The following is a 14,359-nucleotide window of genomic DNA, read 5'->3' as shown; positions in this document are numbered from 1 at the left end:
TCCGCCGTCGCACGGTTGCCGTCCGCTTTTATGTATGTTGTCATACTTAGAACCGGATCGTCAGCCGTCAGGAGTGGTCGTGACCCAGATCGTCGCACCTACGCACCCGTTCGACGTGGCCGTCGAACTCTCCCCCGAGTTGGGCGCGCCCGGCGTCTTCCTGGGCCACACCTCCCCCGCGTACGCGAACATGGTGGGTCCGTTCGGTGGCATCACTGCCGCGACCCTGCTGCGCGCGGTCCTGCAACATCCCGAACGTCTGGGCGACCCGCTGTCCCTCACGGTGAACTTCGCGGGTCCCATCGCCGACGGCGCGTTCGAGGTGTCCGCCCGCCCGACGCGGACGAATCGGTCCACGCAGCACTGGAGCATCGAACTCGCCCAGGACGGCGTCGTCACGACGACGGCCACCGCGGTATTCGGCAATCGCCGGGATACGTGGGCGTCCACCGAGATCGAGGCGCCCCCGGCCCCGCCCGCCGATGACGTGGCCGCTGCAGGTTTCCCCGACTTCATCGCGTGGGCGCGCAATTACGAGATGCGGTTCGTCGCCGGCGAGCTCCCCACTCCCGAAGCGGGCGGACAGCCGGATTCGACGACCACGATGTGGGTGCGCGACGCCCCGCCGCGAGCGCTGGACTTTCCGGCACTGACATCGCTGTGCGACGTCTTCTACCCACGCGCGTTCCTGCGTCTGGGTCGGTACCTGCCCGCGGGCACCGTCTCACTCACGGTGTACTTCCACGCCGACGCGACGTTGCTCGCCGCGCAGGCTGACGACGCCGTCCTCGCCACCGCCCGAGCGCAGCGGTTCGGGAAGGGCTACTTCGACCAGTCCGGTGAGATCTGGGGCCACGACGGAGCCCTGCTCGCCACCACCCACCAGCTGGTGTACTTCAAGGACTGATCTCCGGTGACTGCATGTCACACACAGTCAGTTGAACTGGACGCGTGTGACATCCGGCCGTCACGTGGGGAGGGACTCGGCCGTGTCGCGCTCCGGTGCCCGCACCGCGGCCAGCGCGGCGAGGCCGATCCCCAGGACGACGAGCAACCCGACGATGCCCGCCCGGTCGGCGCCGAACCACCAGGCGAAGAAACCGAACAGTGTCGGCGCGAGAAACGACACCGCGCGGCCCGTGGTGGCGTAGAGACCGAACAACTGACCTTCCCGGCCCGGCGGGGTGATGCGCGCGAGGAAGGTGCGAGCCGACGACTGTGCGGGCCCGACGAAGAGGCACAGCAAGAGGCCGAAGATCCAGAAGAGCAGCGTCCCCGAGACACCGATCAGCACGACACCGACCGCGATCATCGAGACCAGTGACGCGACGATGACCGCCTTCGGGCCGACCCGGTCGTCCAGACGCCCGGCGACGATCGCGCCGAGTGCGGCGACGACGTTGGCAGCGACTCCGAACAGCAGGACGCTGTCCGACGCCATCCCGTACACGTTGACCGCGAGCACGGCACCGAACGTGAAGACTCCGGCCAGCCCGTCGCGGAACAGTGCACTGGCGATCAGGAACCAGACCGTCCGCCGGTCCGCCTCCCAGAGGTCCTTCAGATCGCGCCACAGGACGCGGTACGACTCGACGAATCCCGCCTTGGCGGCGCCGGGATCGGCGGCACTGCGCGGAAGTTCCGGCACCGCGAAGAGAACCGGCAAGGCGAACACCGCGAACCACGCTGCCGCGAGGAGCGCGACGAGCCGGATGTTGAGGCCACCTCCGGTGGTCAGCCCCAGCAGTCCGCGGCTGTCGCCGTCGCCCGCGATGAACCCGAGATAGCACACGAGCAGCAGGACGATGCCGCCGAAATAGCCCATGGCCCAGCCGAAACCGGATACTCGGCCGATGTTCTCGGGGGTGGACACCTGCCGCATCATCGCGTTGTACGGCACACCCGCCAGCTCGAAGATGACAGAGCCGACACCGAGCAGCACCAGTCCGAGCCACAGGTAGTGGTAGTCGTCGACGACGAGGAACATCGCCGCCATGGTCGCGACCGTCAGGAACGTCAGCACGGCGAGCGACCGTTTGCGGCGCCCGGTCGCGTCGAACCTCTGGCCGCTGACCGGCGCGAGGACGGCGATGAAGAAGCCTGCGATGCCGAGTGACCACCCGAGCCAGGTGCTCGCCGAGATCGATCCCGGGAGGTCGTCACCCACCGCGTCGGTGAGGTAGACGGAGAAGACGAACGTGACGATGACGGCGTTGAAAGCCGCGCTGCCCCAGTCCCACAGTCCCCACGCCGCGACCTGCCGGCGGGACGCCGCCTGCCCGATGCCTGCTTCGCCGACCACTTCCGCACCCATGGCGGTGAGCCTACGTAGTCGGGCGAGAACCGCAGGACGACGTGCGCGTCCGTGTCGCCGACCGACGTCGGCGCCCGATCACCCGCACCCCGGAACCACCTGCAAAAAAGGGAGTCCATCCTTCTATCAAATTTCTGCAGGCCTTTCAATTTCGCGGGACGAAATCCCGGAAGCAATTTTGTGCGTGTTACACTTCACGGCGACTGATGGGAATGCTTCGACGATTCTGTGCACAATACGCGCGGACTCCTGATCCGGAACTCGTCGATCCTCGCGCACGACCTGCGAATACCGCACCTCGTGCGCATCCGCACGCCCGTCGGCGCGGGCAACTCCCGCGCCGACGGGCGTCGTGTGCCGCCTCGGCCCCGTCGGTCCACGAGCCGCGTCGAGGGACATGACCCGCTCGGACCGAACAGATTTCGCACTCCCGGAGTCGCGAACACGGCTGCGCAGCGGCACCGGCACCGCCCCGTGCGCAGCGCCACCGCGCGGCTCACGGCACCCCTCGCCGGCGCCGGCTCGCGTCGGAATTTCGCGACCCGTTTTTGTGCGAATAAATGTCAAGGAGGTAACGAATGGACGTTCCCGAACTCGTCCAATTCAGTGCCGTGGCAATTGTCCTGCTGCTGCTGTTCTTCTACGGAGGAACATTTCTCATATCCCTTCGCATCGGCAGGAAGAACGAGAACGCCGACAACTTCATGACCGCCGGAAACCACGTCGGTTTCGGCATCTCCGCCGCCAGCATGACGGCCACCTGGATCTGGGCGTCGTCGATGTACGCGTCGGCGACCTCCGGATACACCTACGGGATCTCCGGCCCCATCCACTACGGGCTGTGGGGCGCACTGATGATCCTGTTCATCTACCCCTTCGGCCGGCGGATCCGGACGCTGGCGCCGCGGGCGCACACGCTCGCCGAGATCATGTACGCGCGCCACGGACGGTCCAGCCAGCTCATGCTGGCCGGCTCCAACGTCGTCGGCAGCCTCATCAGCCTGATGTCCAACTTCATCGCGGGCGGCGTGCTGATCTCGTTGCTGTCGCCACTCAACTTCATCCAGGGCGTGCTCGTCATCGCGGGCGGCGTGCTGCTGTACACGCTGTGGTCCGGATTCCGCGCGTCCGTGCTGACCGATGTGATCCAGTTGCTGGGAATGCTCGGCGCCGTCGTCGTACTGATCCCGATCGTGTTCTTCGCCGCCGGGTTCCCGGCCGCGTTCGAGACGGGCGCGGCGAATCTGACTCCCGCCCAGGGCAATTTCTTCTCCAGCGAAGCCTTCTTCAACCAGGGGGCGCCGTACATCGCCGCGGTACTCGCGTACGCGATCGGCAATCAGACGATCGCGCAACGGTTGTTCGCGGTCCGCGAGGACCTCATCAAACCGACGTTCGTCACGGCCGCCGTCGGTTACGGCTCGACCGTGATCGGGATCGGCATGTTCGGCGTGCTCGCGCTCTATCTCGGCATCGAACCGCTGGACGGCGATGTCAACAACCTCATCCCGCAGATGGCCGGCACCTACCTGCCCGCGATTCTCGTCGCTCTGTTCTTCCTGCTCGTCCTCGGCGCGTTGTCCTCGACCGCCGACTCGGACCTGGCGGCGCTGTCGTCCATCGTGATGACCGACGGCTACGGCCACACGGTCGCCGGCAGGTCGAAAGCCGATCCGCGCCGAATGCTGCTGATCGGCCGCGCGACCATGATCGTCGCGACCGCACTGGCCGTCGCGTTCGCCAGCATGAGGCTGAACATTCTGGATCTGCTGGTGTTCGTCGGCGCACTCTGGGGCGCACTCGTCTTCCCGGTCATCGCCAGCTTCTACTGGAACAAGGTCTCCAACAAGGCGTTCACGGTGGCGACGATCTCCGCCGTCGCGACCTTCCTGCCGGTGCGGTTCGGCTGGCTTCCCACAGACGGCGCATCCGGGTTCCTCATCGACGTCGCTTCGGTCGTCGGCGTGGGTGTGGTCGCGGGATTGATGGCGTTCGGCTTCTTCGGACTCCGAATCGCCAAGATCGTCGGCATCGTCGCCGTCGTCGTCACCGCGCCCTTCGGCATCGGATTCCTCCACGACTACGCGACCCTCAGCGGCTCACTCGTCGCCTACGCCGTGAGCACGGTCGTCTGTTTCGCGATGTCGGTGCGCAATCCCGACACTTTCGACTTCGCGACGATCGAGCAACGAGTGGGCGACTTCGATCGGCCGACCGGCGCAGACGACGACCGCCCGACGCGGGACGAGACGCCGGCGCGCAACTGACCACCGCGTCTCGTCCGACCCACTCGATTCGCCCCAGGAGGCTTTTCGTGAATGCTGCAGTGCTGACCGTGTACGTCCTGATCTGGCCGGTTCTGGTGGCCGCGACACTGTTCGTCATCACGCGCGGTGTGATCCGCGAGTGGGTGGCAGCCCGCCGGACGGGTCGAGACCTCGTCTGACGACTCTTCCCGGAGAACGGGTGTCCCGGAGCGTTCCGGGACACCCGTTCTGTTTATACGCCCGATTGCATATTCACCTCGTTGCATAGAGAATGGGCGTGTGGCACTCGAACACGCGATCCTCGTGTCCCTCAGCGAGCAGTCCGGCTCGGGGTACGAACTCGCGCGCCGGTTCGACAGATCGATCGGCTTCTTCTGGAGTGCCACCCACCAGCAGATCTACCGCGTACTCAAGCGGATGGACGACGCAGGATGGGTCACGGGCGAAGCGATCGCACAGGACGGCCGCCCCGACAAGAAGGTGTACCGCGTCTCGACCGCCGGACGGGCCGAACTTGCCCGCTGGATCGCCGAGCCCACCGAACCGGGACACCTGCGCAACGAACTCGCCGTGAAGATCCGCGGCGCCTCGTACGGGGACCCTGGTTCGTTGCTCGCCGAGGTGCGCCGGCACCGCGACGAGCACGCCGCGCGCCTGGACCTGTACCACCGCATCGCCGACCACGACTTTCCCGAGTCCCGCCCCCGCAGCGGCCGCGCCCTGCACCAGTTCCTCGTCCTGCGCGGCGGCATCCGCGTCGAGCAGGGCTTCGTCGACTGGTGCGACGAGGTGCTCGCCGCCCTCGGGTCCGAAGCGGACTCGGAACAGCCCTGACCCGACCGAAAGGCCCGGCATGACTTCCCCGTTCCCGCATCTGCTCGCACCCCTCGACCTCGGATTCACGACGTTGAGGAACCGTGTCGTCATGGGTTCGATGCACACCGGACTCGAGGACCGCGCGAAGAACACCGCGCGTCTGGCCGAGTTCTACGCCGAACGCGCCCGCGGCGGCGTCGGCCTCATCGTCACCGGCGGCTACGCCCCCAACCGGACCGGGTGGCTGCTGCCGTTCGGCGCCAAGCTCACCAACCGGTTCGAGGCCCGCAGGCATCGCACGATCACCCGAGCCGTGCACGATGCGGGCGGCAAGATCGCGCTGCAGATCCTGCACGCGGGCCGATACAGCTACCAGCCTTTCAGTGTCAGCGCGTCGTCGATCAAGGCGCCCATCAATCCCTTTCGGCCGCGCCGACTGACGAGCCGCGGCGTGCGGTGGCAGATCCGCAACTTCGTACGCTGCGCCCGCCTGGCCCGCTCGGCCGGGTACGACGGAGTCGAGATCATGGGCGGCGAGGGCTACTTCGTCAACCAGTTCCTGTGCGAACGGACCAACAAACGCACCGACGAGTGGGGCGGTACACCGCAGAACCGCCGCCGGATGGCCGTCGAGATCGTGCGCCGCACTCGCGCGGCGGTGGGGCCGAACTTCGTGATCCTCTTCCGGCTGTCGATGGCGGATCTGGTCGAGGGCGGTCAGAGCTGGGACGAGATCGTCGCGCTCGCACAGGAAGTCGAGGCCGCGGGCGCGACCGTCATCAACACCGACATCGGCTGGCACGAGTCCCGGGTGCCAACCATCGTGACGTCGGTGCCACGGGCCGCGTTCGTGGACGTCACGGAGAAGCTTGCCAAGCACGTGTCGATTCCGGTGGTGGCGTCGAACCGGATCAACATGCCCGAGATCGCGGAGGAGATCCTCACGCGCGGTGAGGTGCAACTGATCTCGATGGCACGGCCCATGCTGGCCGACCCGCAGTGGGTACGCAAGGCCGAAGCGGGCGCAGCCGACGAGATCAACACGTGCATCGCGTGCAACCAGGCGTGCCTCGACCACGCGTTCGTCAACAAGCACGTCTCGTGCCTGCTCAATCCGCGAGCCGGCCGGGAGACCGAGCTGACGCTGCTGCCGACACGGCGCAAGAAGAACCTCGCCGTCGTCGGCGCCGGACCCGCCGGGTCGTCCGCGGCGCTCAACCTGGCCCAGCGTGGGCACGCCGTCACGCTGTTCGAGGCGCGCGACGAGATCGGTGGCCAGTTCGGGATCGCGCAGAAGATCCCCGGCAAGGAGGAGTTCGCCGAGACCATCCGGTACTTCCGGCGTCAGCTCGATCTCGCGGGCGTCGACGTGCGCCTCGGCACCCGCGTCGACGCGGTGGACCTGATCGACGCCGGCTACGACGAGGTGGTGATTGCGACCGGCGTCACCCCGCGCGTGCCCGCCATCGCGGGCATCGACCACCCGAAGGTGCTCTCGTACGCCGAGGCGGTCCGCGACGGCAGGCCCGTCGGCCGGTCCGTCGCGGTGATCGGTGCGGGTGGCATCGGCGTCGATGTGAGCGAATTCCTCACCCACGCGCACTCCCCCACGCTCGACGTCGCGGAGTGGAAGCGTGAGTGGGGGGTGACCGACCCCGAATCGGCGCCCGGCGCACTCACCGTCCCGCAGCCGTCGCCGTCGCCCCGCGAGGTGTTCCTACTGCAACGCAAACCCGGCCGTATCGGCGCCGGACTCGCGAAGACCACCGGTTGGGTGCACCGCGCCGCGTTGAAGGCCAAGGGAGTGCAAGAACTTTCCGGCGTCAACTACGAACGCATCGACGACGCGGGCCTGCACATCACCTTCGGCGAGAAGCGCGAGAATCCACGCACACTCGAGGTGGACACCGTGGTGGTCTGCGCGGGTCAGGAGTCGGTGCGCGACCTGGTCGACGAGTTGACCGTGGCCGGCGTCACGACGCACGTCATCGGTGGCGCCGACGTCGCCGCCGAACTCGACGCCAAACGCGCAATCGAACAGGGCACGCGTCTCGCGGCGCGGATCTGAGCGCGTGACCACCGCCTTCCCGACGACCCGCTACGCTGCACTGTCGTGAGCCTGCCGAATCCCACCCCTGACGCCCGCGCGGTCGTGACCGGCGCCTCCTCCGGCATCGGCGAGGCCCTCGCCGCCGAACTGGCCGCGCGCGGACACTCGCTGATTCTGGTCGCCCGCCGCGGCGACATCATGGAGAAGCTCGCCGCCGAGTTGCGCGAGAAGCACGGCGTGGAGGTCGAGGTCCGCGCCGTCGACCTGTCCGACCGCGACGGTCGGGCCCCGCTCGTCGCCGAACTGGCCGAGCGGGAGATCTCGATCCTGTGCAACAACGCGGGCATCGCGACGTTCGGTCCGGTCGTCGACCTGGATCCGAGCTACGAGCGCGACCAGGTCGAGCTCAACGCCGTCGCCGTGCACGACCTGACGCTCGCCGTTCTGCCGGGCATGGTCGCCCGCAAGTCCGGTGCGATCCTCATGGTGGGCTCGGCCGCCGGGAACATGCCGATCCCGAACAACGCCACCTACGCGGCGACGAAGGCGTTCGTGAACACGTTCTCCGAGTCGCTGCGCGGCGAACTGAAGGGCAGCGGCGTCAACGTCACCCTCCTCGCGCCCGGCCCGGTGCGCACCGAGACTCCGGACCCGGCCGAGGCGTCGATCGTCGACAGGCTGGTACCCGACTTCCTGTGGATCTCCAGCGAGTACGTCGCGAAGGTGTCGCTGGACGCGCTCGCGGAGAACAAGATGCGAATCGTGCCCGGCATCCTCAGCAAGGGCATGTCGGTCGCGGGGCAGTACAGCCCGCGCGCCGCGATCGCACCCATCGTCGGCACGTTCTACAAGAAGCTGGGCGGCTGACCGCGGCGTCAACCGCGCGTCAGGGCTGCCGCGGCCCCCGTCAAGTCCCCGTCAAGAACCGACCACCGAGCAGGGCGTCGGCGTAGTCCTGAAGGTGAACCCGCTCCGACCGGAACGCGGGCACCCCCCAGGAGACGCCGGTGACCCTGCTCGACATATTTCCCTCGCTCCGCGCCGCGATGGCCCCGCGTCTCGATCCGGCACTGTGGCCGGTCACCACGGATCACGACGAGCGCGGCCGGATCCGGGTGGGCGGCGTCGCGCTCGACGACATCGCCGACCAGTACGGCACGCCGACGTACGTGCTCGACGAGGACGACGTCCGCCACCGGTGCCGCGCCTACCGAACCGCCTTCCCCGAGTCCGAGATCGCCTATGCCGCCAAGGCACTGACGACCCGCGCCGTCGCCGACTGGGTGACGAGCGAGGGCCTGTCCCTCGACGTCTGCTCCGAGGGCGAACTCGCGATCGTGCGGTCCGCAGGGGTGGATCCCAGCCGGATCATCCTGCACGGCAACGCCAAGACGGCGACGGAACTTCGCACCGCGGTGGGCGTCGGGGTCGGGCGGATCGTCGTCGACTCGCACACCGAGATCCGACTGCTGGCCTCCCTCGCCCGACGCCGGCAGAGGGTGCTCGTCCGTGCGACTCCGGACATCGACATCCACGGCCACCCGGCGGTCACGACCGGCGTCGACGACCAGAAGTTCGGGTTCCCGATCAACGGCGGTCACCTCGACGCCGCAGTCCGCCTCGTGCTCGAGCAACCGTCTCTCGAACTCGTCGGACTGCACTGTCACCTCGGTTCCCAGATCACCGACGTCGAACTCTTCACATCGGCCGTCGAGCGGATGATCGGCCGGATGGAGCAGATCCGACGCGATCACGGGGTGATCCTCACCAACCTGAACCTCGGTGGCGGGCACGCCGTCCCGTATCTCCCGGGCGATCCGCAGATCGATCTCACCCGCCTGGCGGGAGTCCTCGACGACGCGCTCGACGAGGCGTGCGCCCGCAATCGGTTCCCGCGACCGGACATCACCCTCGAGCCCGGACGCGGAATCGTCGCACGCGCCGGCGTCACGCTGTACCGCGTGGTGTCGATCAAGACCGGTTCGGGTGGAAGGACATTCGTCGCGGTCGACGGCGGTATGAGCGACAACCCCCGGGTGGCGCTGTACGGCGCCCACTACGACGTCGCGGTCGCCAACCGGCATCCGACCGGCGCTCACATGCCTGTGACGGTCGTCGGACGGCATTGCGAGGCCGGGGACGTACTCGCCCGCGACGTGTCCCTGCCGTGCGATCTGCATCCCGGGGACGTCTTGGCGGTGCCGTGCACCGGCGCCTACCACCACTGCCTCGCGTCGACCTACAACAGCGTCGGGAGACCGCCGATGGTGGCAGTCCGCGGGGGCTCCGCGCGCGAACTGATCCGCCGGGAGACGGCCGCGGATCTGCTGTCGCGCGACGTCGGACTGTAACCCGGTTCCAGTGAGTGAGACCGGTCATACGGAAACAGACCGTCCGGGCAGATAGTGATGCGCACCACAACATTGCGATCCAGCCAGGAGGAACCCTGTGAAGACCCGCGCCGCCGTCATCACCGAAGCGCCCGGCACCTACAAGGTGGTCGAACTCGAACTCGAGGGCCCCCGCCAGAACGAGCTCACCGTCAAGATGGTCGCGTCGGGCCTGTGCCACTCCGACGATCACATCGCCAAGGGCGACCACGGCGTGGGCCGCTACCCGATCTGCGGCGGCCACGAGGGCGCCGGCATCGTCGTCGAGGTCGGACCGCACACCGTCGGCTGGGAGGTGGGCGACCACGTCATCTTCTCGTTCCTCGCCGGCTGCGGCCGCTGCCGCTGGTGCGCCAAGGGCCTGCAGAACCTCTGCGACCGCGGCGCCGCGATCATGACCGGCGGCCGCCCCGACGACCCGAACAGCTACCGGCTGACGCTCGACGGCGCACCCGTCGCGCAGACCTGCGGACTCGGCACGTTCAGCGAATACACCACGGTCAGCATCGATTCCGCCGTCAAGGTCGACAAGGATCTCCCCCTCGAGACCCTGTGCCTGCTGGGCTGCGGCGTCGGCACCGGCTGGGGCGCCGCCGTCAACTCGGCGGAGGTCTACCCCGGGCACACGGTCATCGTCATGGGCATCGGCGGCATCGGCATCAACGCCGTCCAGGGCGCGGCGCACGCGGGGGCGTCACACATCATCGCGGTCGATCCGGTCGAGTTCAAGCGCAATGCGGCTCTCGAGTTCGGTGCCACCCACGCTGTGGCCACGATGGAGGAGGCCACCGAGATCGCGCGCTCGTTCACCAACGGGCAGGGCGCGGACGCGGCCGTCGTCACGGTCGGTGTCACCACCGGTGAGCATGTCGCGCAGGCCTTCTCGTCGATCCGCAAGGCCGGCACGTGCGTCGTCACCGGTCTCGGCAAGATGGAGGACGTCGGGCTGCCGATCAGCCTGCTCGAGCTGACGCTGTACCAGAAGCGCATCCAGGGGTCGCTGTTCGGCGCCTCCGCCCCGAGCGCGGACATCCCGTGGATGGTCGAGATGTACAAGGCCGGCAAGCTCGAACTCGACAAGCTCGTCACCACCACCTACAAGCTCGACGACATCGCCCAGGGCTTCATCGACATGCACGAAGGCAAGAACATTCGCGGCGTCGTGCTGTTCGACTGATCGCGTTCGGTACCGGGCGTCACCGCCGTCGGCGGCGCCCGGTACCGAAGATGCTCCGCGAGATCTCTCGTCCCGCCGCCGACGCGGCCGACCGCAGGAAACTCTTCACGGCAGCGTTACCGAGGATCTGCTCGGTCACACTCGGTTCGTCCGGCGCCGGCGGCAGGTCGGGAAGGTCCGGCACCGGCGGCACGTCCAGCGCCGGGTCTGCGTTCGGCGCCCCGGCCACCTTGGCGCTCAGGAGTTCGTACGCCGACTCCCGGTCGACCGTCTGCCCGTACTTCGGCTGCAGTGTGCTCGCCGCAACCGCGGAGCGGATGCCGTCGCCGCCGATCGTGCCCATGAGAGAGCGCGGTGGCCGCATCCGGGTCCACGCCACCGGCGTCGGTGCACCCCGCTCCGACAGCACCGTCACGATCGCCTCGCCCGTGCCCAGCGATGTCAGCGCCTTCGCGAGGTCGTAGTGCGCGGTCGTCGGATACGTGCGCACCGTCTTCGTGAGCGCCTTCTGATCGTCCGGGGTGAAGGCGCGCAGCGCGTGCTGCACCCGGGCCCCGAGCTGCGACAGGACGGCATTGGGCACGTCCGTCGGCAACTGCGTACAGAAGAACACGCCGACGCCCTTGGAACGGATCAACTTCACGGTCTGCTCCACCTGCGCCAGGAACGCCTTCGACGCGTCCGCGAACAGCAGGTGGGCCTCGTCGAAGATGAAGACGAGCTTGGGCTTGTCGAGATCCCCGGCCTCGGGCAGCGTCTGGAACAGGTCCGCCAGCACCCACATCAGGAACGTCGAGAACATCACCGGTCGTGCTGCCTGGGCGCCGAGCTCGAACAGCGTGACGATCCCGCGGCCGTCGTCGGCGAGGCGGAGCAGATCCTCCGTCTCGAATTCGGGCTCACCGAAGAACGTGTCACCGCCGTCCGCCTCGAGGTTCACGAGCGACCGCAGGATCACCCCCGCGGTGGCCGCCGACACTCCTCCGATGCCCTTCAGGTCGGCCTTGCCCTCGTCGGACGTCAGGTGCGCGATCACCGCCCGCAGATCCTTCAGGTCCAGCAGCGCCAGCCCGCGGGTGTCCGCCCAGTGGAAGATGAGCCCGAGGGTCGACTCCTGCGTCGCGTTGAGTCCGAGCACCTTGGCGAGCAGGATCGGCCCGAAGCTCGTGATCGTCGCGCGCACCGGAATGCCGCTCCCCTCCGTGCCGAGGGAGAGGAACTCCACCGGGTAGCGCGCGGGAGACCAGTCCGCGTCGCCCGTCTCGCGGGCGCGCGTCACTATGGCGTCGTTCGAGGCCCCCGCGACGGACAGCCCGGACAGGTCGCCCTTCACATCGGCCATGACGACGGGAACCCCGGCGGCCGAGAGCTGTTCGGCGATGCCCTGGAGTGTCTTGGTTTTGCCGGTGCCCGTCGCCCCCGCCACGAGTCCGTGACGGTTGAGGGTGGCGAGCGGAATGCGCACGCGCGCGGACGGATCCACGACGTCGTCGACGACGATCGCTCCCAGTTCCACGGCCGCCCCGTCCGACGCGTAGCCGGACGCGATCTCGGCAGCGGCGGCGGCGATTCGGCCGTTCCCCGCGGGCGACTGCGCGCCGTCGGCACTCGGATCAACCGTCATGGACGTCCTCCTCGAGCAGAAAGCGTGCGGGAAGTTCTCCACCGTGGACAATATCCCGACGGTCCCTGACTACTGTGTTTCTCGTGCAAGACAAATTGGTATGGATCGATTGCGAAATGACGGGGCTTCGGCTCGGTTCGGACAAGCTCATCGAGATCGCGGCCCTCGTGACCGACAGCGACCTCAACATCCTGGGCGAAGGCGTGGACATCGTGATCCACGCCGACGACGAGGCGCTGGCGGACATGCCGGACGTCGTGACCCAGATGCACGCGAAGTCGGGACTGACGGAAGAGGTGCGCGCGTCGACGGTGACGCTCGCCGAGGCCGAACAGATGGTGCTGGCGTACATCCGCGAGCACGTACCCGTCGCCGGCACGGTGCCGCTGGCCGGTAACTCGATCGCGACCGATCGCGGTTTCATCGCCCGCGACATGCCCGAACTCGACTCTCACCTGCACTACCGCATGATCGACGTCAGCTCCATCAAGGAACTGTGCCGGCGCTGGTACCCCCGGATCTACTTCGGTCAGCCGGAGAAGGGCCTGTCGCACCGCGCGCTGGCGGACATCAAGGAGTCGATCCGCGAACTGCAGTACTACCGCCGCACGGCGTTCGTCGCCGATCCGGGTCCGTCGACCACCGAGATCGCCGCCGTGGTGGAGGCCCTGGGCCCCGCCTGACCTGCCGATTGGCACTTTCCTCGATCGACAGGCTAGTATTCATCTCGCTGCAGCAACCGGCCCCGCCGGAAGTTACAGCGATGGTGACTGTAGTTCAGTTGGTAGAGCACCAGGTTGTGATCCTGGCTGTCGCGGGTTCGAGTCCCGTCAGTCACCCCGAAGAAAAGCCCCGGCATCCGCCGGGGCTTTTCTCGTTTCCGCGCCGCCCCCGGGACTCTGTGTCGGCCCCAACCCGCGCTCGTGCCGCGCGACAGCCGCCTCCCAGCCGCCCCTACCCCACTCCCGCGTTTTGCGCACTTGTCGCGCGTGCGGAACCCCGCATCGCGCGACAAGTGCGCAAAACGCGAGGTAGAACAAGAAACGTGACCTATTTCACCGTTCGTTACCGGACAGTAGGAACAAACGCGCCTGACCAGGAAAAACTCACAAGTCCCACTCAGTGAGACCTGTTCTTAACCGTATGTTCATCCGTTCTCTACTGTGACGCGCAGCATCTTCGATGCACGGCAGTGACTTTCCTCACTGACGCAGCCCGACAGCATCAACAACAGGAGAAAACATGCCTACCTTCGGTTCCTCGACCCCCGAGATCCGCAACTACTTCGGCATCGGCGCCGGCCTCGTCAGCGGCATCGGTGGCGTCATCGGCCTGCTCGCCCTGCTGGGCGTCATCTGACCCCGTCCTAACGGATCAGAACCGCAAACTACGAAAGTGGCCGGCACCATCTGGTGCCGGCCACTTTCGTGTCGCCGGAGCGACGGGGCGCGCATCGACTCGTCGCGCCCCTCCCGATCGAACGGCGTGGGACTAGTCGAACAGCGTGGGCGACTCACCGTCGCTGTCGGCCGATTCGGCCGCCGGGGCGGCGGGACCGGGCTGCGCCTTACGCACCACGGTCAGCGAAGTCGTCCGACGCGACAGCCGGTGGCCGTCGGCGTGTTCGAGGAGTGCCATGCCGTGTCGGACCTCGAGGACGGTCCACGGGCCCGCATGTCCCGCCGCCTGCACCAGGTCCCCGACTCCCACCGATTCCACGT

At 67.7% G+C, this 14,359-nt stretch carries 12 protein-coding genes and 1 tRNA gene; 10 read left to right on the top strand and 3 right to left on the bottom strand.

The genetic code is table 11. The annotated features are described in order from the left end of the window. Positions 1 to 79 precede the first annotated feature (79 nt). Positions 80 to 907, top strand: a complete 828-nt coding sequence (locus PSS76_RS09280; RefSeq protein ID WP_013416553.1) for an acyl-CoA thioesterase — start codon at positions 80 to 82, stop codon at positions 905 to 907. Positions 908 to 967: 60 nt separating this feature from the next. Here the strand turns inward: PSS76_RS09280 and PSS76_RS09275 are convergent, their stop codons facing one another. Then, positions 968 to 2,314: an MFS transporter gene (locus tag PSS76_RS09275; RefSeq protein WP_242420590.1), complete on the bottom strand. Its 1,347-nt coding sequence runs from the start codon at positions 2,312 to 2,314 to the stop codon at positions 968 to 970. Between the two features lie 578 nt (positions 2,315 to 2,892). On the opposite strand from PSS76_RS09275, the gene PSS76_RS09270 reads away from it, so the two are divergent. The 7 genes from PSS76_RS09270 to PSS76_RS09240 all read left to right on the top strand — a co-directional run bounded on the left by PSS76_RS09270 (position 2,893) and on the right by PSS76_RS09240 (position 11,014). After that, the gene (locus PSS76_RS09270) at positions 2,893 to 4,581 is read left to right on the top strand and encodes a sodium:solute symporter family protein (RefSeq protein ID WP_081182126.1); all 1,689 of its coding nucleotides are present in this window, start codon (positions 2,893 to 2,895) and stop codon (positions 4,579 to 4,581) included. 47 nt (positions 4,582 to 4,628) lie between these two features. After that, positions 4,629 to 4,760 carry a putative transporter small subunit gene (locus PSS76_RS09265; protein WP_037084035.1) on the top strand — a complete coding sequence of 44 codons (132 nt, stop codon included), beginning with the start codon at positions 4,629 to 4,631 and terminating at the stop codon, positions 4,758 to 4,760. Between the two features lie 100 nt (positions 4,761 to 4,860). Then, the gene (locus PSS76_RS09260) at positions 4,861 to 5,415 is read left to right on the top strand and encodes a PadR family transcriptional regulator (protein WP_005512143.1); all 555 of its coding nucleotides are present in this window, start codon (positions 4,861 to 4,863) and stop codon (positions 5,413 to 5,415) included. Between the two features lie 19 nt (positions 5,416 to 5,434). After that, positions 5,435 to 7,465, top strand: coding sequence for an FAD-dependent oxidoreductase (locus PSS76_RS09255; protein ID WP_337456124.1), 2,031 nt, complete (start codon positions 5,435 to 5,437; stop codon positions 7,463 to 7,465). Between the two features lie 45 nt (positions 7,466 to 7,510). Then, positions 7,511 to 8,314: a mycolate reductase gene (cmrA, locus tag PSS76_RS09250; protein WP_064077577.1), complete on the top strand. Its 804-nt coding sequence runs from the start codon at positions 7,511 to 7,513 to the stop codon at positions 8,312 to 8,314. A 140-nt stretch (positions 8,315 to 8,454) separates the two neighbouring features. Continuing rightward, on the top strand, positions 8,455 to 9,798 hold the full coding sequence (gene lysA / locus PSS76_RS09245) for a diaminopimelate decarboxylase (RefSeq protein ID WP_081182134.1): 1,344 nt from the start codon (positions 8,455 to 8,457) through the stop codon (positions 9,796 to 9,798). A 97-nt stretch (positions 9,799 to 9,895) separates the two neighbouring features. Beyond that, positions 9,896 to 11,014, top strand: a complete 1,119-nt coding sequence (locus tag PSS76_RS09240; protein WP_013416558.1) for an NDMA-dependent alcohol dehydrogenase — start codon at positions 9,896 to 9,898, stop codon at positions 11,012 to 11,014. Positions 11,015 to 11,033: 19 nt separating this feature from the next. Here the strand turns inward: PSS76_RS09240 and PSS76_RS09235 are convergent, their stop codons facing one another. Further along, positions 11,034 to 12,638: a helicase HerA-like domain-containing protein gene (locus PSS76_RS09235; protein WP_221278061.1), complete on the bottom strand. Its 1,605-nt coding sequence runs from the start codon at positions 12,636 to 12,638 to the stop codon at positions 11,034 to 11,036. 83 nt (positions 12,639 to 12,721) lie between these two features. Between PSS76_RS09235 and orn the strand changes: the two genes are divergently transcribed. Together orn and PSS76_RS09225 are read left to right on the top strand one after the other, a co-directional pair. Continuing rightward, positions 12,722 to 13,321, top strand: a complete 600-nt coding sequence (orn, locus tag PSS76_RS09230) for an oligoribonuclease (protein ID WP_013416560.1) — start codon at positions 12,722 to 12,724, stop codon at positions 13,319 to 13,321. An 83-nt stretch (positions 13,322 to 13,404) separates the two neighbouring features. After that, positions 13,405 to 13,477: transfer RNA gene (locus PSS76_RS09225), tRNA-His, on the top strand. Between the two features lie 652 nt (positions 13,478 to 14,129). On the opposite strand, the gene PSS76_RS09220 is transcribed toward PSS76_RS09225, so the two are convergent. After that, positions 14,130 to 14,357, bottom strand: coding sequence for a hypothetical protein (locus PSS76_RS09220; protein WP_005512131.1), 228 nt, complete (start codon positions 14,355 to 14,357; stop codon positions 14,130 to 14,132). Positions 14,358 to 14,359: the final 2 nt, after the last annotated feature.

The organism is Prescottella sp. D32 (assembly GCF_037287305.1).
In the GTDB taxonomy this organism is placed as follows: Bacteria; Actinomycetota; Actinomycetes; order Mycobacteriales; family Mycobacteriaceae; genus Prescottella; species Prescottella equi.
Note: the sequence above shows the minus strand (reverse complement) of the source record. Positions and strands in the feature narration are given on the sequence as shown.